Origin of the sequence: Nocardia sp. NPDC059154, assembly GCF_042755705.1 — a bacterium.
In the GTDB taxonomy this organism is placed as follows: domain Bacteria; phylum Actinomycetota; class Actinomycetes; order Mycobacteriales; family Mycobacteriaceae; genus Nocardia.
Genome location: NZ_JBHZCS010000020.1, coordinates 118,020 through 138,163 on the forward strand (window position 1 = coordinate 118,020; position 20,144 = coordinate 138,163).

Sequence of the window (20,144 nt, forward strand, 5' to 3'; positions counted from 1 at the left end):
AAGGCGAGAAAGGAGGGGGTGGTGCTGTTGGGGGGGGAGGGGGGGGGGGGGGGGGTGGTTTTTTTTTTGTGGGGGCGCGCCCCCGCGCGGCGGTTCACCCCACCGCGTCGTCGGCGGCGGGGCGGATCAGCGGATGCGGCTGCCCAGCAGGTGGCGGACGCCGCTGACGAACAACTGGAGCCCGAAGTCGAAACGGGCAGTGGCGTCGGGCATGTCGTAGAGCGGCGAGTTCTCCTCGGTCAGGGCGCCCGCGGAATCCATCTGGATGCGCGACTGCTCGTCCACCGTCTGGCCGAGCACGTAGTACAGCAGCGTGTAGGCGGCGAGCTCGGCCTCCTCGCGCGTCATGCCCGCGCGAATCGCGGCGCTGGCCAGGCGTTCCCGGCCCTTGCTGGTGGTGAGGCGGGAAGCGTAGGTGGCCGAGACCAATTCGGCGCCGTCGCGATAGGCCAGCAGGCATTCACGCAGCCGGTGCGCCAATTCGGCCATCTGCTTGGACCATTCGTCGGCCCGGACCGGTTCGTCCATGGGCGCGAGAATCCGGTCGGCGATCGCACCGAGCAGCGCCTGCTTGTTGGGGAAGTGCCAGTACAGCGCACCGGGCTGGACGTGCAGCGAGCTTGCCAGCCGGCGCATGGTCAGATCCGCCAGACCGTACTGGTCGAGAATGGCGATGGCCCCGTCGACCACGTCCGTGCGATGGAGTTGCACTGAAAAACCCGACCCTCTCGTGTTCCGGCTCACGTACCGGACTGCTAGCCTACCCTGAACACCGTTCAAGTTGCTCGGCCACACCGGTCGGATGAAGGGATTCGCGCGGACATGACTCAGGCAGCCGTCACCACCGATGCTGTGACCACAGCAGGCGATGACATTCTCGCCATCGCCCGCGAGCAGGTGCTCGAGCGCGGCGTCGGCCTGACCCAGGACCAGACCCTCGAGGTGCTGCGCCTCGGCGACGACCGGCTCGAGGAGCTGCTCGGCCTGGCGCACGACGTGCGCATGAAGTGGTGCGGGCCCGAGGTCGAGGTCGAGGGCATCATCTCGCTCAAGACCGGCGGCTGCCCGGAGGACTGCCACTTCTGTTCGCAGTCCGGCCTTTTCCAGTCCCCGGTGCGCGCGGCGTGGCTGGACATCCCGTCGCTGGTGGAGGCCGCCAAGCAGACCGCCAAGACCGGCGCCACCGAGTTCTGCATCGTGGCCGCGGTGCGCGGTCCGGACGAGCGGCTGATGGCGCAGGTCGCCGCGGGCGTCGAGGCCATTCGCAACGAGGTCGACATCCAGGTCGCCTGCTCGCTCGGCATGCTCAACCAGGAGCAGGTGGATCAGCTGGCCGCCATGGGCGTGCACCGCTACAACCACAACCTCGAGACCGCGCGCTCGCACTTCCCGAACGTGGTCACCACCCACACCTACGACGAGCGCTGGGACACCCTGCGCATGGTGCGCGAGGCGGGCATGGAGGTCTGCTCCGGCGGCATCCTCGGCATGGGTGAATCCCTGGAGCAGCGCGCCGAATTCGCCTCGCAGCTGGCCGAACTGGAGCCCGACGAGGTTCCGCTGAACTTCCTCAACCCGCGCCCGGGCACCCCCTTCGGCGACCTCGAGGTACTGCCCGCCGCCGACGCCCTGCGTGCCGTCGCGGCCTTCCGCCTGGCCCTCCCGCGCACCATCCTGCGTTTCGCGGGCGGCCGTGAGATCACCCTCGGCGACCTGGGCGCCAAGCAGGGCATCCTCGGTGGCATCAACGCCGTCATCGTCGGCAACTACCTGACCACCCTGGGTCGTCCCGCCGAGGCCGACATCGATCTGCTCGGTGAGCTCAAGATGCCGATCAAGGCGCTCAACGAAACCCTCTGAGACGAGCGGGCTATGGAAAACCGGTACCGTGGCGGTACGGTCTCTCCGGCCCGCTTTACCGTGCACTGCTATTGAGACACGAAGGATCCATCGAGGTGATCGTGGACATCGAGGAGCGCTACAACCCTTTCACGGGTAAGCGGATCGTGCCGGGTCTGGATGATCCGGTTCCCGCGGCCGCCGCTCTGGGCCTCGAGCCCCCGCGCTTCTGCGAACAGTGCGGCCGCCGCATGATCGTGCAGGTCAGCCCCGACGGCTGGTGGGCGAAATGCTCCCGCCACGGTGTTCTCGACTCCACGAGCCTGGAACACCGCTAGTGGCAACCACACTCACCGCCGAGCCGGGCGGACTACGCGTCGACGTACTGATGCGGGAAGTGCGCGCGGCGGCGGTGGTGTGCACCGTCTTCGTCGCGGTGAGCGCCCTGGCCGGGGTGGTGTGGGCGTTCCTCGCTCCCGCCGAGCAGCTGCTGGTGGTCGAAACCGACCGCGGCACCGCCCTCACCGGCGAGAGCATGCATCGTTTCGATGCCTTCGCCATTTTCGTGCTGATCGGCATCGTGCTCGGTGTCCTCGGCACGGCCGCGTCCTGGCGCTGGCGCCGGGCACGGGGGCCCGTGCTGCTGTCGGGCATTCTGCTCGGCTCGCTGGGCGGCGCCCTCCTGATGAAGGTGGTGGGGGAGGCCGTCGCCGACCAGTTGCACACCCGCCCCCAGCATCCCGCCCTCCACACCATCGTGAATTTCGCTCCCGCCGTGGAGGGTTGGGCCGCGCTGATCGCCCAGCCGCTGGCCGCGGCCGTGGTGGCGCTCCTGCTGACCGCCCTCAGCACCTCCGACGATCTCGGTAGCGGCCAATTCCTCCCGTTCGGCGGCAGCCGCCCCGACCCGGCCGTGCTCGCCGGGCCCCAGTACGGTTCCGCCATCACCTACGGTCCGTACCCCGGTGGCGCGCAGCAGGCCATGGGCGTGCGAGAACCCGTGGTGCCCTTCGACGCTCCCGGTTCGCTGCCGGATTCCGGCGCCACCCGCTGACCCTGGCTCCGGCAATATTCGCTGGAGCCCGGGCGTTGTACCCCCTACCGTGTTCGCGTCCACGGATTCGAATCACCCAGGGGGGACCCATGAAGCCCGCACCTGCCGATAGTGCCGGCTCGGCACCGGCGGAACGCCCCGACCTCACCGCGTGGCGTCAGCGTCACGAACTCCGCAGATCCAATGCGTCCCAACCGATCCCGAGCGGCCGCCGCTACAAGCGCACCACCAAACACCGTGATCGTTCCCAGGACCGATGATCGTCTAGCGGTATCCGCGTTTGAGCAGGTACTCGGCACCCGCTTGGAAGGCCGCCGGGCTGAGGAGTGCGAAGTCGAAGGCGTCGGCGAGACGGTTGGTCGTGTTGAACGCTGCGCAGATCGCCAGGGCGTCCTCGATCTGCTGCGGTGTGACGCCGGCCGATAGCACGTTGCGCATGTCCGCGCTGGTCACCGCGCCCTCGCGCGTGAGTGTGCCGAGCATCCGCAGGGTTGCCCGCAGACCGTCCTCGATCGGCGCCGAATCCACATCGGTCAGCACCGATCGGACACGGTCGTCATCCGCGTAGGCCTGGGCGGAGGTGGCGGTGTGCGCGCCGATGCAGAAGTCGCATTCGTTGACCTTGGAGATATAGGCGGCCATCAGTTCCCGGTCGGCGACCGACCAGGCCGAGGGGCCGCGCATGGCCTCGTGCGTGAAGGTTTTCGCCGGGGCGCCATAGAAGTCGGGGCGGTAGAAGACCAGCTTGGCGGCATCGGGCACGGGCTGGCGGGAGAACAGTCTGATGAGGCCGAACAAGAGCTTGGTCGCCGGGCGGTAGCCGTCGTTGAGAACATCCGGGCGCATCAGGCGTCCTCCTCTGCGGCTGCCAGGGCGGCGAGCCCGGCCTCGTACAGCCGGGCCGACTGGCCGACCGCCGCGCAGACGACCAGCTCGAAGAGCTGATCCTGGCTGTAGCCCGCGGCCTCCGCGGCGGCGAAGTCCGCGTCGGCGGTCTGCGTCGGCCTGGTGGCGACCTTGTCGATGAGCTCGCGCAACGGTGGCGGAAGATCGGCATTGTGAAAGGCGCGGGCGCGCAGGTCTTCCGGCGCCGCGCCCGTCCCGTTCAGCACCCGGTCCACCAGGGCACGGTGTGCTGCTCGCTTCCTGTCCTCGGTTGCCACGACCGCCTCCGTCGGCTCAGCTACCTGCCTTTCCCTGTGACCACCATAGGCCCGCGCACGATCCCGGCGCCGCGTGCTCCTCTCCTGACGGGTTCTGGGCCGCTCACGAGGCGTGAATCCTGGTGAAGGGCAACAGGATTTCGGCGGTGCGCGAGGGGTTCTCGATGAAGGGGGAGTGTCCTGCGTCGGGGATGGTGGTTACTGTCGCACCGGGGACGCTGCGGTATTCGTCCGTGGCGGTGTCGGGGCGCCAGCGGCGATCCTGGTCGCCGAAGATCACCAGGAGGGGTTTGCCGAGGTCGGTGAGGCGGTCCGGGAGGGTGCGCCGGGTGATGTAGTCGGTGCTGGCGGCGTCGGTCGCGATGAGAGCGTGGTAGGTCATGCCGCGCAGGTCGTCGACGAACTGCTGGGGTATCGGGTAGGTGTCGGTGGCGAAGGCGCTGTGCAGGGCCTGACGCAGGAGGTCGTCGGTGCGAACCTGCCAGAGCAGGTCGCCGACGCCGGGGGTGGTGAGCAGTTGGGAGGCCGGGCTTTCGGAGGTGTCGTCGCTCATGGCGGGGCCGGCGTCGATCAGGGCCAGGCCGGTCACCAGATCGGGGCGTTGTTCGGCGACCGAGGTGGCGACCGCGCCGCCGGTGGAGTGGCCGACGACGAGCGCGTGCCGGATGCCGAGCTGGTCCAGCACACCGGCGACCCGATGTCCTTGCTGCGGAATCGAATACTCGTCACCCGCGGGTTTGGCGGATCCCCCGTGGCCGAGCAGATCGACGCGAATGACGTGATAGCCGGGCAGCAGTGGAGTCAGCCGGTCCCACCAGTGCGTGGAGGCGCCGAGGCCGTGGATCAATACCAGGGCCGGATCGCCGGCGGGACCGTCCTGGCCGACATGGATGTCCTGGCCGTCGATGGTCAGCGTCGAATCGCCGGTGGCCGCGGCGCTCTGCGGTGCCGTCACCGCTGCGCTGCCGAGCACGAGCATCGCGCCGACGACAGCAGCGGCTATCGGGCGGCGCTGGCCGCGTTTCCGGGCGCGGCGCCCGGCCTGCACTGGCTGCGAATGGTCGGGGAGTACAGCTGAAGAATTCACGCACTCACTGTCGCCGTCGCCGCAACCTCCCGGCTTGAACAAATGTTCCGGGGCCACCACCATGAAGGCGTGCCCGTCACCGCAGCCGAACCTGTCTGGGATGTCGTCTGCCCCTCGCGGCCCGGCCGGCTCCCCGGTATCCGCATGGCCGGGTTCCGCGATCACGGGGTGAATCCTGTTGATCAGCTGGCGCTGCCGCATCCCGACATCACGCTGTTGCTGGAGTTCGGCCCCGGCGCGGTCACCGTCGACGACGCAGCGGGCCGCTGCGGGGGCAGCCTGGTCGGCGGGCTCGGGACCGGCACCCGGCGGGTGCGCGGCGCGCAGATCGAATGCGTGCAGGTGCGCCTGTCTCCCCTGGTCGCGGGTCCGCTCCTGGGCGTCTCCCTCGCCGAATTATCCGATGCCCTGGTGCCTTTGGACGCCCTGTGGGGTCGCGAGTCCGCGCTGATCCGCGAACAATTGGCCGAAACCCCGTCGTGGGACCAACGTTTCGCACTGATCGAGGCCCTGCTCGCCCGCCGCTACGCGGACGCGCCATGGGCCGACCCGGAGGTGGTCTGGGCCTGGCGCCGCATCCGCTCCGGTCACGGCCTGGTCCGGGTCGACGCCCTCGCCGACGAACTCGGCTGGACCCGCAAACGCCTGTGGTCCCGATTCCAGACCCAACTCGGCCTGCCCCCCAAACGAGCCGCCACCCTGATCCGCTTCGACCACGCCGTCCACCGCCTCGCTGCCGGCACCGACCCGGCCCGCGTCGCCGCCGAATCCGGCTACGCCGACCAATCCCACCTCCACCGCGACATAGTCGCCTTCTCCGGCATCACCCCCACCGCCGTCGCCGTAACCTCCTGGCTCGCCGTCGACGACATCGCCTGGCCCACCGCTGGGATGACGAGCATGCCCACCGCATCATGGGTCGATGCGACATGATGATCGGATGCAGATCCTGGGTTCTCATCCGATTGTGGATGCCGTGCTCGATCGGCATCGGCGGGAGATCGGTGATTCCTTGCCGGTGTACCGGAATCATGTGTTGCGCTGTTTGAACTTTCAGCAGTTGTTGCTGGGGGAGGCGGTGCCGGATGTCGCGGCACTGGCGTGGGCGGCGCACGATCTGGGGATCTGGACGGGGGGAAGCTGGGACTATTTGGATGCGTCGGCGGATCTGGTGGGCGGTCACGCTGCTGAATTCGGTATCGGCGATATCGAGACTGCACGTCGGATGGTGCTCGAGCATCATCGCCTTCGCGGCGTCGACGACCGGTTGGCCGAGACCTTCCGCATCGCCGACCGTATCGATGTGACACGCGGGCTGCTTCATCGACCGGTGACCCGGGCCGAGGTGAAAGCTGTTGTCGCACAGTTGCCCTATGTCGGATTCCACGCATTCCTGGCCCGGCAAGCCGCCCGGTATGCGCTGACCCATCCGACGCGCCCGATGCCCATGGTCCGCTGGTAGTTCCGGCTATCGGTGCGAGTCGGGGATGGCTAAGCCGAATTTGGCGGCGAGGGCCTGGACGTCGGCGCGGTCTTTGGGGGCGGGCGGGTACGCGGTTTTGAAGGTGAACATCCAAGGGGCCGCGATGCAGTCGACCTTTTCGCCGTCGATGGTGCCGGTGCCGGTCAGGGAATCGGCGGGATATTCGATGCCGTAGGTGACGCGACCGTCGGCGTCGTGGTCGAACACGTGAATGTCGACCGAGGTGTCCGGGCCCTTGGACATGACGTAGTTCCACGCCGTGTGGTCGGGCCGGGGGTCGGCGAGATAGCCCATCCCCGTGAGGATTTCGCGCACCCGATCGGCCTGGCCGCGGCGCACCGCGATATCCAGGTCGCTGTGCGGGCGGGTCTGCTCGCCCAGCAGCGCGTCCACGCACCAGCCGCCGTCGATCCAGATCGTGATGCCGGCCCGGGCGCAGGCCCGGTGCAGGTCGAGGACGTCGGCTGCTTCCATGGCGGTCAGCGTAGGGCAGTGCGGTCGGTGCAGGACGGGTATCAGCTCGGCGGGCGCGAGTCCACCAACTACACCTCGGCCCTCACCCGACCCGTCCGTTCCCGAGGGCGCGCCGGTAGTCCGCGACAAGCAGCTGGCCGAGGGCTATGCCTCCGTCGTTCGGGGGGACGTGGCGGTGGCTGTAGACGTCGAATCCGTCGCGCTCGAGGATCGTGAGGGAGTTGACCAGGAGGAATTCGTTGAGGAATACGCCGCCCGAGAGGACGACCTGCCGGATGCCGGTGGCACGGGAGATCTCGCGGCATTGCCGCCGGACCATGGTGACCACACCGGAATGGAACCGACGGCTGATCTGCGGGAGCGGCAGGCCGGCGGCGAGGTCCGCGGCGATCGCGCGGATCACCGGTCCGAAGTCGACTTCGGTTGTGGTGTAGTCGAACTCGTATCCGTCGGCCATGGCGAGGTCACGCTCGAGCAGGCCCTCCAACTCGATCGGGCCCTGGGCCTCGTACTCGGCGTAGCAGCAGATATCCAGGAGGGCGGCCACGCCGTCGAAGAGCCGGCCCATGCTCGATACCTCGGGCGAATTGATTCCTTGCGCTCGCATCGTCGAATACACGTGCCGGCGATCCGGCTCGAGCCGGCCGATCGCCGGGAACGCCTTGACGGCCGTGTCGATATCGCCGAATGCGTCCAGGGCGACCGATACCCCGGTGCGAATCGGTTCGTGCACCGCTCGGTCACCGCCGATCAGTGCCAAACGCCGCAAATGCGTTGCCCGCTCGAACTTTTCGAAGCCGCCCACCAGGAATTCCCCGCCCCAGATGGTGCCGTCGGTGCCGTAGCCGGCTCCGTCGAACACCACACCGATGGCCTGTCCGGTGAGCCGATTCTCCGCCATGCACGCGGCCATATGAGCGTGATGATGCTGGACGAACACGGGATCGCCCGGTTCGCCGATGCCCTCGTGCGCACTGCTGGAGCGGAACTGCGGGTGCATGTCGTAGACACCCGCCGCAGGCTCCAGATCATAGAGCGACGCCAGGTGTGCCGCCGTCTTGCGATGAGCGGCAAAGGTTTCGTCGTTCTTCAGGTCGCCGATGTGCTGGCTCAGGAAGACCCGGGAACCGGCGGAGAGGGCCACCGTCGTCTTGAGTTCGGCGCCATAGGCGACGAGCGGAGCCAGCGGACGGCCGACGTCCACCGGATAGGGCGCATACCCGCGCGCTCTGCGCAGGAACGTCACCAGGGGCCCGTCCAACTCGGCGTGGGCGGACAACCGGACCACGGAATCGTCGACCCGGATCTCGATTTCACGGTCGTGGTAGAGGATCACGTCGGCGATCTCGAAAAGCTGTCGGAGCGCATCCTCGTTGCGATGGACTATCGGATAGCCGGAGATGTTTCCACTCGTCATGATCACCGTGTCCAGACCGGATTCGTCCAGCAGCAGGTGATGATGCGGTGCCGAGGGCAGCATCAGGCCCAGATTCGGATTCCTCGGGGCGACGCTTTCCGGGAGCACGCCGGAACGCTTGCGCGCCAACAGGATCGGCCGCGCGGGCGACCGCAGCAGTGCTTCCTCCGCCGCGGACAGTTCCACGATCCGATGGGCGGTGACCAGATCCCGAACCATGACGGCGAAGGGTTTCGAATCCCGGCGTTTGCGCTCGCGGAGCAAGGCCACCGACTCGGCGCGGCACGCATCCACGGCGAGGTGGAAGCCCCCGACACTCTTGATGGCCGCGACCCGCCCCGCCGTCAATTCCCGTGCGCACCGGCGCAATGCGTCCTCGCCCTCGAGGACCGCTCCCTGCCCGTCGGCGAGGAACAGACGAGGTCCGCAGTCCGCACAGGCATTGGGCTGTGCGTGAAAGCGCCGGCTCATCGGATCCCGATACTCGCGGTCGCACCTCTGGCACATGGTGAACGAGCGCATCGTGGTCTGCGACCGGTCGTACGGAAGTCCGCGAATGATCGAATACCGTGGACCGCAGTTCGTGCAGTTGATGAACGGGTACCGGTAACGGCGATCGGCCGGATCGCGCAACTCGGCCAGACAGTCGGCACACACATGCGTATCCGCGGGCACCAGAGCGACTTTCGCTCCGCTGTGCGCACTGTGCACGATCTCGAAATCGGTGGCCGCCGACCGCCCCGCCGATCTGCTGAGAGCTACCACCCCGTCGACGCGGGCCAACTCCGGAGCCTTGCTCGCCAATTCCTCGCTGAAGCGTCGCAGCACGGACTCTTGGCCGCTCGCCTCGATGAGCACGCCCTCGGGATCGTTGCGAACCCATCCGGCCAAGTGCCGTTCACGGGCGAGCTTGTAGACGAACGGGCGATAGCCCACGCCCTGAACGACGCCGGTAACCCTGATTTTCCAGGTCGCATGTTCGGTCATGGCATCGGTTCAACACAGCCGGGGCAGCTCGGCGCCGCGGAGAGGTTGCAGTGTGGATTCGTGGCCGGCGGAATCCCGGAGAACGACCACCGCGCCATCGAGTGCGGTCACTTCGCCGATCGCCACGGCGTGCCGGCCGTACTCGTGCGCGTGGAGCGCGGCGAGTACCTGATCGGTCGCCTCGGGATCGATGAAGATCGCCACACAGCCCTCGTTGGCACAGTGCAGTGGATTGATCCCCAGCATGTCCGCAGCCATCGCGGTCTCGTGCTGGATGGGCAATGCCGGAGCCTCGATCCGGATTGTCTTGTCCAACTTGCCCGCGTACTCGTGCAGCACCGCCGCGAGTCCGCCGCGGGTGACATCGCGCATCGAGCGAATCGATCCGGTCGGCACCGCGGCGAAAACGCCGTCGATCATGGTGTTGAGGGGTGCGCAATCGCTGAGGACCCGGCTTTCGAAGCCGAGACCCTCCCTGATCGACAGCAGATGCACAGTGTGATTACCGAGGGGACCGGACAGGATGACCGCATCCCCGGGGCGCACGGCGTCCATCCGAAGCGGCTCCCGGCCGAAGAAACCGACCCCACTTGTGTTGAGGTACAACTGATCCGCTTCCCCGGCACGCACGACCTTCGTATCGCCGCACACGATCTGCACGCCGGCTTCGCGAGCAGTGTCCCTGATGGAGGTCAGCACTCGGGACAGGCGGTCGAACGGCAGTCCCGTCTCGAGGATCATTCCGAGCGTGAGATACCGCGGAGCCGCTCCCGAGACCGCGAGATCGTTGACGGTCCCGCACACCGCGATCTTTCCGATGTCGCCATTGCCGAAGAACGGAGGGTCGACCACGAAGCTGTCCGTGGTCATCGCGATACGGCTGCCCTCCACCGCGAGGACGGCACTGTCCTCCATCTCGCCCACATAGACGTCGCCCAAGGTCTCCGCGATGAATGCCACGAGTTCGCTCGACAGTGTCGCGCCGGTGCCGTGGTCGAGTTGGATCTGCTGGGTTGCGAGAGTCACGGTGTCTTGGTCTCCTTCCGGGGGAGACCGCCGTTCTCATCGATCGTCCGCAGAATCTCCTCGGAATCGGCGACCGTGGCGCAGTAGCCCTCGAGCCATTCGAGTGCGCGCTGCCGGTCGGCTTCGACAGCGGAGAATACGCAGTCGCTGGGCACGCCGACGATGTATCCGCGGAAGAATGCGTCGGCCGCCGTCGTCTGAATGCAGATCTGGGTTTGCAGACCGATGAGAATCAGGGTTTCGACCCCGATTGCCTGGAGCCGTTCGTGCAGATCGGTCTCGTAGAATCCGCTGTCCTTGCTCCGCTCCTGAACGATATCGTCCGGCTCGAGGAAGTCCCGGATCACCTCGGCGCCCGCCGTGCCGCGCAGCGCGGGGACACGGCCGTCGTACCGCTCGGCGAGGGGATCGTCGGGTTCGTTGATGAGCTGCAGGTGAAAGACGGGATAGCCGCGTTTCCGCAGATCGGACAAGAATCCCGCCACATGTGCGGTCGCCGCGGCGATCGCCGCCCGACGTTCCGGATTCTTTCCGACGATATCGTACTGCAAGCCGCTCGTGAGGACTGCAATCTTTGACATGTCGACTACTCCAGTAATTAGTTGTTCTGCGTCGCGCCCGGGCGATTTTGCAGATCCTGGGCGATATTCGACCAATTGACCGCGCATTGATACGCGAATTCGATGATGTGGTCCCGGGTATGCGGGAGCATGGCGTCGGCTATTTTCTCGATATCGGTGCTCTTCACCGCGTGCTGATGCATCCAGCGCAGGAGGTCGCGGCCGCTGGCGCTCATGCGCAGCGCCGGGTCCCGGGCCAGCAGGGCCAGCAGGGCGCCGAGATCCGCCGGCTTCTCGGGAGGCGAGGGGGGTGTCAGCCGATCGGGGGTGTCCGAGAGTTTGCTCTCCGACTCCGGTGAGGTACGGGGAGTTCTGTTTTCGTTCGAATGAACGAGCGGATCCTCCCCGCGTTCGAGCCGGGCGCGAACATCGCGAACGGTGGACGGGGACAAGCCGACTTCTTGAGCGATGCTGCGCAGGGATGCGTCCGGGCGCGCCAGGATCAGCTCGGCTGCGGTGCGCCGGGCCGATTTGGTGTCGACGGGTCGTAGGCGGCCATCACTTCCCAGGCGATGGCTCGATCGCGAATCGTCGTCGATCCGGCCGCGGATCGATGCCACGGTCTTCGCGGACAGGCCGGCGGTGGTTGCGATCGAACGATCCGACCAGTGCGGATGCGTCCGCATGATGCGTTCCGCGGCAGCGCGCCGATCGCTCAGGGACAGCGGCAGGCCGTGGGTTGTGTTTTCGCGTACCCCGACGATGAATGCGAGTTCCTCGGAACCGTCCACCAGATATGCATCAATATGTGTGAATCCCTTCAGTCGCGCGGCGAATGTGCGGTGAAATCCATCGATGACCCGCATTGTGGGCCGATGAACGAGAATGGGCGGCAAAGGCCACTCGGCCTCGACCAACCTTTCGATGTGCGAATGATCCTCACCCTCGGATCTCGGGGAGCCGATAGTAACCAGCGATGCAATCTCTAAGGTTGTTCTGACGCGGTTCAATTTCGAGGAGTGCTCCAAATATGTAGTGCCCCTTGGTCTTACAGGGTCAGAATTCGAAAATTACCGCAGCCTCACCCTTCCGGCAAGAGGACTCGACCGGTCGGCATGGTTGTTGTGATCGCACACCGTTCTGTGTGCCGTGAGAGTGTGTCGATCCACAGGTCGTGCGCCACTACCTGGGATGTGCAACTGGGCGAAAGCCGCAGTTGCACAGCGTGATTCGAGCCATCGCCGCAGGACAGGCGACCTGACGGGGTGTGGTTGGGTGCACTGTGCAGGCTCACAGTCGGATACGTCACTCGGTGGGATCGGCGACGTGCGCTCGGCCCTTGTCCCGAAGATCGACATGTGCGGTAATACCGTGGCCGACTTCGGTTTCCGTATATGTAAATCGCAATCACACAAATATGCTCGGGGAGATTCGATGTCCATGACCGGTACCGAGCGTGAAAAGGACGCGGCGGTCGTCCCGTTGCGCTGGGTGGGCCCGATCAAGATCACTGGCAATGTGGTGGACGAACCGATCGAGGTCCCGCTGGCCACCTACGAGTCACCGCTGTGGCCGTCGGTGGCGCGCGGCGCCAAGATCACCAGGCGTTGCGACCGCGGCGTCGTGTGCACACTCGTCGACGAACGGATGACCCGGTCGGTCCTGCTCGAGGCCGACGACGCCGGTGCGGCACTGTCGGCGGTCCGCCGGCTCGGGGATTCCATGGGGGAGATGCGCCGGATCGTCGCCGACTGCAGCCGCTATGCCGAACTTCTGGATGTCCGGCACCAGATCGCCGGAAATCTGCTGTTCGTGCGATTCGAATTCGCTACCGGCGACGCTTCCGGCCACAATATGGCGACCCTGGCCGCCGATGCCCTTCTCGCGTACCTGGTGCGCGTATTCCCCGGTCTGCGTTACGAATCAGTGTCAGGGAACTTCTGCACGGACAAGAAGGCGTCCGCGGTGAACGGCATTCTCGGCCGCGGCAAGAACGTGGTGACCGAACTGCTGATCCCGCGTGCCGTGGTGGCGAACGATCTGCACACGACCGCGCGGCGGGTAGCGGCTCTCAATGTCCGCAAGAACCTGATCGGAACGAGTCTGGCGGGCGGAATCCGTTCCGCGAACGCGCATTACGCGAACATGTTGCTGGCGGTCTACCTGGCCACCGGCCAGGACGCGGCCAATATCGTCGAGGGCTCGCAGGGCATCACGCACGCCGAGGACCGCGATGGTGATCTCTATTTCTCGTGCACGCTGCCGAACATCATTGTCGGAACCGTCGGAAACGGAAAGGGACTGGATTTCGCCGTGGCGAATCTCGCCAGGTTGGGCTGCGGTGCGGACCGGGCGACGGGGGCGAACGCCCGCCGGCTCGCCGTGGTGACAGCGGCGGCGGTGCTGTGCGGCGAACTGTCGCTGCTGGCGGCCCAGACGAACGCCGGCGAACTGATGCGGACGCATCTGAATTTCGAACGCCCACCATCGGATAGAGAGAATTGACGTGGTGTCCCCTATTGGAATTCACGATATCGCGTTGGCGACCGGGCATTACGCGCTGGACCTCGAGGAGCTGGCGGAGCGGCACGGCGTCGACCCCGGCAAGTACACCATCGGCCTGGGGCAGAGCACGCAGACCGTCCCGGCGACGGACGAGGACATCGTCACCATGGCCGCCGCTGCGGCGAAGCAGATCATGGCCGAGCACGATGCCGGGGATATCCGCGCCGTCCTGCTCGCCACCGAAACCGGGATCGACCAGTCCAAAGCGGCCGCGATCCATGTGCAGGACCTGCTGGGCTTACCGTCCTCGACGCGGGCGGTGGAATTGAAGCAAGCGTGTTACGGGGGCACGTCGGCGCTGCACTTCGCGGCCGGACTCGTGCACCGCGACCCCGACCACAAGGTATTGGTGCTCGCCAGCGATATCGCGAAATACGATGTCGGTTCCGCCGGCGAGGCCACGCAGGGCGCGGCCGCCGTCGCCATGCTGGTGTCGGCGGACCCGGCCGTCGCGGTCCTCGAGCCCGTGTCGGGTCTGTACACCGCCAATGTGCAGGACTTCTGGCGACCCAACCACCGCTCGACACCGATGGTGGACGGCAAGCTGTCGGTCTCGTTGTATCTCGAAGCGGTGGAACAGGTTTGGAAGGACTACGAAGTCCGCGGCGGCCGGGCGATCCAGGATTTCGCGGCGTTCTGCTATCACCAGCCGTTCACCAGAATGGCCTACAAGGCCCACGCGCGGTTGCTGGAAATCCACGGTATCGACACCGATAACGCGCGGCTGGACGCGGACCTCGCACACACCACTATCTACAATCGCCTTGTCGGCAACAGCTATACGGCCTCGCTGTACGTGGGTCTCATGTCGTTGCTCGACCACGCCGAGGACCTCGGCGGGCGCTCCGTCGGAATGCTGAGCTACGGATCGGGTTGTGTCGCGGAGTTTTTCGGATTGTCGATGGTGCCGGGATATCGGCGGCGACTGCGAACCTCGGCCAACCAGTCCGCCATCGCGCGACGGGAGCCGATCTCCTACGAAAGATATCGTGAGATAAGGGATTTCGAGTTGCCCGAGGACGGTTCGTCGACGGTATTGGCGGTCGACGGGGCCGGACCGTTCCGTTTGCGGGCCGTTGCCGAGCATTCGCGAATGTACGAGGCATGTCACCTGATCCAGGCATGAGGATGGGTGCTGAACGGTCGGCGGACCCCACCCTCGGTCATGGCCGGGCTGTCGCCAAACTGATCCTGCTCGGTGAGCATGTGGTGCTCTACGGTCGTCCGGCGATCTCGCTGCCGGTGCCGCTCGTGGGGGTCACCGCCACCGCGCGCCGATCCAGGGGCCCGGTCACCGTGGAGTCGACGAACGCGGCAGGTCGGGGACCGGCTGCGGGGCCGGGCGATACCGCGGTGTCGCGGCTGGCGGTAGCGGCGGTCTGCCACCATCTCCGGGTTCCCGATGACGGCCTGGCCATCACCGTCGACAGCGATATCCCGAGCGGGCGGGGTCTGGGTTCGAGCGCGGCGATCGCGGCGGCCATCATCAGGGCGGTCGCCGATCTGTGGGATCGAAAGCTTTCCGACGAAACACTTTTCGCGCTGATTCAGGAATCGGAGGCGCTGGCGCACGGGAACGCCAGCGGTGTCGACGCGCGCACGGTGATCGGCTCGGCCGGGCCGCTCTGGTTCCAGGACGGGGTGGCGCGGCCACTTCCGGTGGCGGACAGCGCGGATCGAGCGGTCCTGGTGGTGGGCGACACCGGTGTGGCGGGCAGCACCCGAGCGGCGGTCGCGACCGCGCGCCGGCGACTGCACGCCCTCGGCGCGGCAGGTGAGGATCTGCTCGAGCGGGCCGGGCAGCTCACCCACGGTGCTGCCGAGGATCTGCGGCTCGGGCGGTTCGCCGAGCTGGGCGATGCCATGACCGGCGCACAGCGGATTCTGGTGCGATTGGGCGTCAGCTGCCCGGCCGTCGACGAGTTGGTGGCCGCCGCACTGGCCGGGGGAGCTCTGGGCGCCAAACTCTCCGGCGGCGGACTCGGCGGCTGCGTCATCGCACTGACCACCGACGCCCCCGCCATCCGCGCGGCACTGCTCGCGGCGGGTGCCCAGCGCTGTCTCGAGGTTCCGTTGAATCCGGTGGACGTATGAATTCCGTTGCGGCGATCGCGCATCCGAATATCGCCCTGATCAAGTACTGGGGCAAGCGGGACGAGGTCCTGCACCTGCCCATGACCACCAGCCTGTCGCTGACCCTGCGGGAATTCCCGACCACGACCAGGGTCACGGTGGGGCCGGACCCGACCGCCGACCGGGTGACCTTCGCCGGCGCCCCGGCACCCGAGGCGTTCGCCGCGCCGGTCTCGCGGTTTCTCGAGCTGGTGCGCGAGCGGTCCAGCGACCGGCGATACGCGGTGGTGGACACCGTGAACACGGTGCCGACCGGAGCCGGATTGGCATCCTCGGCAGCGGGTTTCGCCGCACTGGCGCTGGCCGCCGCGACCGCCTACGGACTGGACCTGGATCGAGCCGCGCTGTCCCGGCTGGCGCGTCGCGGGTCCGGCAGTGCGGCACGCTCGGTCTTCGGTGGCTTCGCGGTGTGGTGGCGTGGCGTGGGTGCCGGCGCGGCCGGTGACCTGAGCAGCTTCGCCGAGCCGATCGAGGCGCCGCTGCTGGACCCGGCGCTGGTGGTGGCCCTGGTCGATACCCGCGAAAAGGCGGTTCCCAGTAGGGAAGCCATGCGGCGGACCATGGCCACGTCGCCGTTCTATCCGCCGTGGGTGGCGGAGTCCGGCCGAGACCTGGACCGCATGCGGGCGGCGCTGCGCGAGGGCGATCTGGCGACCGTAGGGGAGATCGCCGAGGCCAACGCCCTCGGGATGCATGCCACCATGCTCGGCGCTCGACCGGCCGTACGGTATTTCGCACCCGGCACCCTGCGTGTGCTGGACCTCGTGCTGGAGTTGCGTGCCGCGGGCATCGGCGCCTGGGCCACGATGGACGCCGGTCCGAATGTGAAGGTGCTGTGCGATTCCCGCGACAGCGCCCTCGTCGCGGCGGCCGTCGCCGAGGTGGCCGGGGGAGTGGAGCGGATCGTGGTCACCACCGCCGGGCCCGGTGCCGCCGTCTCCGACAGCGGAGAACGATGATCACCGTTGCTGTTCCGGGCAAGCTGTACATCGTCGGCGAATACGCGGTCCTGGACCCGGGCAGCGCGGCGGTGCTGGTCGGCATCGATCGCTACGTGCGCGTGCGCCTTACCCCGGTGAGCTCGAACGGTCCCGCTGTCCGGACGATCATGACCAGCCGTGCCCCCGATCGTCCAACCGAATTCGTCTGCCGGGAAACGGGTTTCGAGCCGGTCTCGGTGAGGTCAGCCGAAGCGGCCGGGTTGTCCCATGTGCTGGCGGCCCTGGCCATCGTCGATCGTTACGCCGCCGAGTCAGGGCACGAGCCGGTGGGCTTCACCCTCGAAATCGACTCCCAACTGGATGATTCCGCCACCGGACGCAAATACGGGCTGGGGTCCTCCGGAGCGGTGACCGTCGCGGTGGTACGGGCTGCCGCCCGGGCCTACGGGTTGCCGCTGGATCCGGACACCGAGACGAAACTGGCTCTGCTGTCGGTGTTCTCGGTGGATCGAAACTGCTCCGGAGGTGATGTCGCGGCCTCGGCGCACGGCGGCTGGGTGTACTACCGGACCCCGGATCGCGCGGCCCTGACCGCGGCGCTGGCGCGGCCGGACACCGAACTCGGGGCGCTGATCCGGCGGCCGTGGAAACATCTGACGGTACAGTCGCTGCCGCCCCCTCGCGAGCTGTCCCTGGAAGTGGGATGGGTTGGGCGACCAGCGGATTCGAGCACGCTGGTCACGGCCATGAAACGGGCCGTCCGACACCATGGTTCGGCCTATCGGCAGTTCGTCACCGCCAGCGATCAGTGCGTCGAGCAGTTCGCGACGGCGTGCCGCTCCGGCGACGATCGAGCGGCCGAGCTCGCGCTGAGCACCGCCGGTCGCTTGCTGCGTGACCTGGCCGCGGTATCCGGTACCGCCATCGAGAGCCCCGAACTGTCTCGATTGCGCTCTCTGGCCGAGGAACTCGGTGCCGCGGCCAAGAGCTCCGGCGCGGGCGGCGGCGACTGCGGGATCGCCCTGATCGATCCAGCCCGCGCGCCGACCCTGCGCCAGCGCTGGCGAGCCGCCGGCATCGAACCGCTGAATCTCCGGGTACCCGAGAGGAAAGAGAGCATCAGATGAGCTATGCCAGCCGCAAGGACGATCATGTCCGCCTGGCCGTCGCGCAGCATCGCGAATCGATGGCCGGGCATCGCCCGTCTCCGTTCGATGAGGTCGCCTTCGTCCACCACGCCCTGCGGGGCACCGCGGAGCACGCCGTCTCGCTCGCCACCGAGGTGGGCGGCACGACGTGGCCGGTGCCGCTGTACATCAACGCGATGACCGGCGGCAGCGCCCGCACCGGCGAGGTGAATCGTGGGCTGGCCATCGCCGCGCGGGAGACCGGCTTGGCGATCGCGTCGGGTTCGATGAGCGCATACCTGGCAGACGGTTCGGTGGCCGAGACCTACCGGGTGCTGCGCGGCGAGAATCCGGACGGTTACGTCATCGCCAATGTCAACGCCAATGCCACACCGGAGATGGCGATGCGCGCGGTGGAGCTGTTGGGTGCCGACGCACTGCAGGTGCACGTCAATGCGATCCAGGAGATCGTGATGCCGGAGGGCGATCGGGACTTCTCGGCCTGGCCGCGCCATATCGCTCGCCTCACCGAGACGCTGGGCATACCGGTGATCGTGAAGGAGGTCGGGTTCGGGATCAGCGCCGACACGGTCACGCGGCTGGCCGAGCTCGGCGTGCGGATCGTCGACGTATCCGGCAATGGCGGAACGAATTTCGCGCTGATCGAGAATGCCCGGCGACGAGGAGCCGACTTCGGCCTGCCGGCCGACTGGGGCCTGTCCACCCCGGCCTGCCTGGTCGACGGAACCGAAGCGGCCCTGACGAACGGGGTCACGCTGCTCGCCTCCGGCGGGGTGCGCACTCCACTCGATGTCGTTCGCGCCCTGGCGCTCGGCGCCCGCGCGGTGGGGGTATCCGGGCACTTCCTGACGATCCTCGAGTCCGAGGGCGTCGATGCGCTGATCGCGGCGATCAGCGCGTGGATCACGCAGATCCGGCAACTCATGGTGGTGCTCGGCGCGGAAACCGTTCGCGCGCTGACGGATGCCGACCTGCTGCTGACCGGCGGGCTCGCCGAGATCTGCCGACTGCGCGGCATCGACCCGGCCGCCTATGCCCGGCGCTCCCGGAATCCGCTGCGCCCCATCGTGCCGACGAGCCGGTTCCGCTGAGGTGAGCGCGGTCGTATCGAATGAATTTGCGGCACACCATATCCGGCGCGCGTGGGGCGCCTCGATCCGCCGAGAACGCTGATACCCTACCCGCGGGTAACATGAATTGTGATTAGTTACCCGTGGGTAACTTGGCGCAAGTTATGATGCGACGAGCGCCGAGCGGCACAGCGTCGCTTCGTGAATGAAAGGCCACTGCATGAGCCCCCTGCAAATAACGCTGGGCATCATCTCCATACTGGTCGGTGTGCCCGCGTGGGCCGGGTTCGTCTTGGCGGTGCGCAATATCGTGCGCACCATCCGGCTGGGGCAGCCGGCACCGGACCGGTTCGGGCCGTTTCTGCCCCGAATCGCCACCCTGGTCAAGGAATTCGCGGCGCACACCCGCATGGTGAAGTTCCGGACCGTCGGCTGGGCGCACTGGCTGGTCATGGTCGGCTTCCTGCTCGGGTTCGTCACCGTCTTCCAGGCGCAGGGGCAGATCTTCAGCCCCACCTTCACGTGGCCGTGGATCGGTGACACCCTCGTCTATCACCTGCTCGACGAGCTGCTGGGCCTGGGCACCATCGTCGGTGCGTTGGCGCTCATCATCATTCGGCAGGCCAACCACCCGCGGCGGCCCGCGCGGCTCTCGCGGTTCTCCGGCTCCAACTTCCTGGCGGCCTACTTCGTCGAGCTCATCGTGCTCGCCGAGGGCATCAGCATGGTCGGTGTGAAGGCACTGGTGCAGGCCTACACCGGTGAGCACCATGCCGCCAGCGACTTCGTCAGCATGAATATCGCCAAGCTGCTGCCCGCGAGCGCCGCGGCGGTCTCGGTCTTCGCGTTCTGCAAGCTGATGACGGCGCTGGTGTGGGTCGTGGTGGTCAGCCGCAATATCGACTGGGGTGTGGCGTGGCACCGGTTCGCCGCGTTTTTCAATATCTATTTCAAGCGTGAGGCCGATGGCGGCGTGGCGCTGGGTGCGGCCAAGCCGATGATGTCGAACGGTAAGCCGATCGAGATGGAGACCGCGGACCCGGACAACGACACCTTCGGTGTGGGTAGGTTCGAGGACTTCTCCTGGAAGGACATTCTCGATGTCACCACGTGTACCGAGTGTGGTCGTTGTCAGTCGCAGTGCCCGGCCTGGAATACCGGTAAGCCGTTGTCGCCGAAGTTGTTGATCATGTCGCT

At 67.1% G+C, this 20,144-nt stretch carries 20 protein-coding genes and 1 pseudogene; 12 read left to right on the top strand and 9 right to left on the bottom strand.

From position 1 onward, the window contains the following. Positions 1-126 precede the first annotated feature (126 nt). The gene (locus tag ACFXN1_RS19195; protein ID WP_379441330.1) at positions 127-711 is read right to left on the bottom strand and encodes a TetR/AcrR family transcriptional regulator C-terminal domain-containing protein; all 585 of its coding nucleotides are present in this window, start codon (positions 709-711) and stop codon (positions 127-129) included. 111 nt (positions 712-822) lie between these two features. On the opposite strand from ACFXN1_RS19195, the gene bioB reads away from it, so the two are divergent. From bioB to ACFXN1_RS19210, 3 genes are all read left to right on the top strand, one after another. Further along, positions 823-1,860, top strand: coding sequence for a biotin synthase BioB (gene bioB / locus ACFXN1_RS19200; protein WP_379441329.1), 1,038 nt, complete (start codon positions 823-825; stop codon positions 1,858-1,860). Between the two features lie 101 nt (positions 1,861-1,961). Continuing rightward, the gene (locus tag ACFXN1_RS19205) at positions 1,962-2,177 is read left to right on the top strand and encodes a hypothetical protein (RefSeq protein WP_354843205.1); all 216 of its coding nucleotides are present in this window, start codon (positions 1,962-1,964) and stop codon (positions 2,175-2,177) included. Continuing rightward, positions 2,177-2,893 carry a DUF2567 domain-containing protein gene (locus ACFXN1_RS19210; protein ID WP_379441327.1) on the top strand — a complete coding sequence of 239 codons (717 nt, stop codon included), beginning with the start codon at positions 2,177-2,179 and terminating at the stop codon, positions 2,891-2,893. Before ACFXN1_RS19205 ends, ACFXN1_RS19210 begins: the two co-directional genes overlap by 1 nt. A gap of 264 nt (positions 2,894-3,157) precedes the next feature. Here ACFXN1_RS19210 and ACFXN1_RS19215 read toward each other — a convergent pair whose 3' ends face one another. From ACFXN1_RS19215 to ACFXN1_RS19225, 3 genes are all read right to left on the bottom strand, one after another. Next, positions 3,158-3,739: a carboxymuconolactone decarboxylase family protein gene (locus ACFXN1_RS19215; protein WP_379441326.1), complete on the bottom strand. Its 582-nt coding sequence runs from the start codon at positions 3,737-3,739 to the stop codon at positions 3,158-3,160. Continuing rightward, positions 3,739-4,056 carry a hypothetical protein gene (locus ACFXN1_RS19220; RefSeq protein WP_379401709.1) on the bottom strand — a complete coding sequence of 106 codons (318 nt, stop codon included), beginning with the start codon at positions 4,054-4,056 and terminating at the stop codon, positions 3,739-3,741. The genes ACFXN1_RS19215 and ACFXN1_RS19220 overlap by 1 nt, the downstream gene beginning before the upstream one ends. 103 nt (positions 4,057-4,159) lie before the next feature. Next, positions 4,160-5,143, bottom strand: a complete 984-nt coding sequence (locus ACFXN1_RS19225; protein ID WP_379441325.1) for an alpha/beta fold hydrolase — start codon at positions 5,141-5,143, stop codon at positions 4,160-4,162. A gap of 69 nt (positions 5,144-5,212) precedes the next feature. On the opposite strand from ACFXN1_RS19225, the gene ACFXN1_RS19230 reads away from it, so the two are divergent. Both ACFXN1_RS19230 and ACFXN1_RS19235 read left to right on the top strand, forming a co-directional pair. Continuing rightward, the gene (locus tag ACFXN1_RS19230) at positions 5,213-6,076 is read left to right on the top strand and encodes a helix-turn-helix domain-containing protein (protein WP_379441323.1); all 864 of its coding nucleotides are present in this window, start codon (positions 5,213-5,215) and stop codon (positions 6,074-6,076) included. A gap of 7 nt (positions 6,077-6,083) precedes the next feature. Next, positions 6,084-6,605, top strand: a complete 522-nt coding sequence (locus tag ACFXN1_RS19235) for a hypothetical protein (RefSeq protein WP_379441322.1) — start codon at positions 6,084-6,086, stop codon at positions 6,603-6,605. A gap of 6 nt (positions 6,606-6,611) precedes the next feature. Here the strand turns inward: ACFXN1_RS19235 and ACFXN1_RS19240 are convergent, their stop codons facing one another. The 5 genes from ACFXN1_RS19240 to ACFXN1_RS19260 all read right to left on the bottom strand — a co-directional run bounded on the left by ACFXN1_RS19240 (position 6,612) and on the right by ACFXN1_RS19260 (position 12,118). Then, the gene (locus tag ACFXN1_RS19240) at positions 6,612-7,100 is read right to left on the bottom strand and encodes a nucleotidyltransferase domain-containing protein (RefSeq protein WP_379441320.1); all 489 of its coding nucleotides are present in this window, start codon (positions 7,098-7,100) and stop codon (positions 6,612-6,614) included. Positions 7,101-7,182: 82 nt separating this feature from the next. Next, the gene (hypF, locus tag ACFXN1_RS19245) at positions 7,183-9,504 is read right to left on the bottom strand and encodes a carbamoyltransferase HypF (RefSeq protein ID WP_379441319.1); all 2,322 of its coding nucleotides are present in this window, start codon (positions 9,502-9,504) and stop codon (positions 7,183-7,185) included. A gap of 9 nt (positions 9,505-9,513) precedes the next feature. Then, entirely contained in the window at positions 9,514-10,530 is a 1,017-nt protein-coding gene (gene hypE / locus ACFXN1_RS19250) for a hydrogenase expression/formation protein HypE (protein WP_379441318.1), read from the bottom strand. Beyond that, complete coding sequence (locus ACFXN1_RS19255; RefSeq protein ID WP_379401716.1) at positions 10,527-11,111, bottom strand: cysteine hydrolase; 585 nt, start codon at positions 11,109-11,111, stop codon at positions 10,527-10,529. The genes hypE and ACFXN1_RS19255 overlap by 4 nt, the downstream gene beginning before the upstream one ends. 17 nt (positions 11,112-11,128) lie before the next feature. After that, complete coding sequence (locus ACFXN1_RS19260) at positions 11,129-12,118, bottom strand: hypothetical protein (RefSeq protein ID WP_379441317.1); 990 nt, start codon at positions 12,116-12,118, stop codon at positions 11,129-11,131. 406 nt (positions 12,119-12,524) lie between these two features. Here ACFXN1_RS19260 and ACFXN1_RS19265 point away from each other — a divergent pair, with 406 nt between their 5' ends. The 7 genes and pseudogenes from ACFXN1_RS19265 to ACFXN1_RS19295 all read left to right on the top strand — a co-directional run. After that, positions 12,525-13,595 carry a hydroxymethylglutaryl-CoA reductase gene (locus ACFXN1_RS19265; RefSeq protein WP_379441316.1) on the top strand — a complete coding sequence of 357 codons (1,071 nt, stop codon included), beginning with the start codon at positions 12,525-12,527 and terminating at the stop codon, positions 13,593-13,595. A gap of 4 nt (positions 13,596-13,599) precedes the next feature. Continuing rightward, positions 13,600-14,781: a hydroxymethylglutaryl-CoA synthase gene (locus ACFXN1_RS19270; protein WP_379441314.1), complete on the top strand. Its 1,182-nt coding sequence runs from the start codon at positions 13,600-13,602 to the stop codon at positions 14,779-14,781. Between the two features lie 2 nt (positions 14,782-14,783). Continuing rightward, positions 14,784-15,749 (top strand): mevalonate kinase, encoded by a 966-nt coding sequence (mvk, locus tag ACFXN1_RS19275; RefSeq protein ID WP_379441313.1) that lies wholly within the window; start codon positions 14,784-14,786, stop codon positions 15,747-15,749. Further along, positions 15,746-16,747 (top strand): diphosphomevalonate decarboxylase, encoded by a 1,002-nt coding sequence (gene mvaD / locus ACFXN1_RS19280; protein ID WP_379441312.1) that lies wholly within the window; start codon positions 15,746-15,748, stop codon positions 16,745-16,747. The genes mvk and mvaD overlap by 4 nt, the downstream gene beginning before the upstream one ends. Further along, positions 16,744-17,856: a phosphomevalonate kinase gene (locus tag ACFXN1_RS19285; protein ID WP_379441310.1), complete on the top strand. Its 1,113-nt coding sequence runs from the start codon at positions 16,744-16,746 to the stop codon at positions 17,854-17,856. Before mvaD ends, ACFXN1_RS19285 begins: the two co-directional genes overlap by 4 nt. Then, entirely contained in the window at positions 17,853-18,968 is a 1,116-nt protein-coding gene (gene fni / locus ACFXN1_RS19290; protein WP_379441309.1) for a type 2 isopentenyl-diphosphate Delta-isomerase, read from the top strand. The genes ACFXN1_RS19285 and fni overlap by 4 nt, the downstream gene beginning before the upstream one ends. 199 nt (positions 18,969-19,167) lie before the next feature. After that, positions 19,168-20,144, top strand: a pseudogene (locus ACFXN1_RS19295) (Fe-S oxidoreductase); the annotation flags it as partial.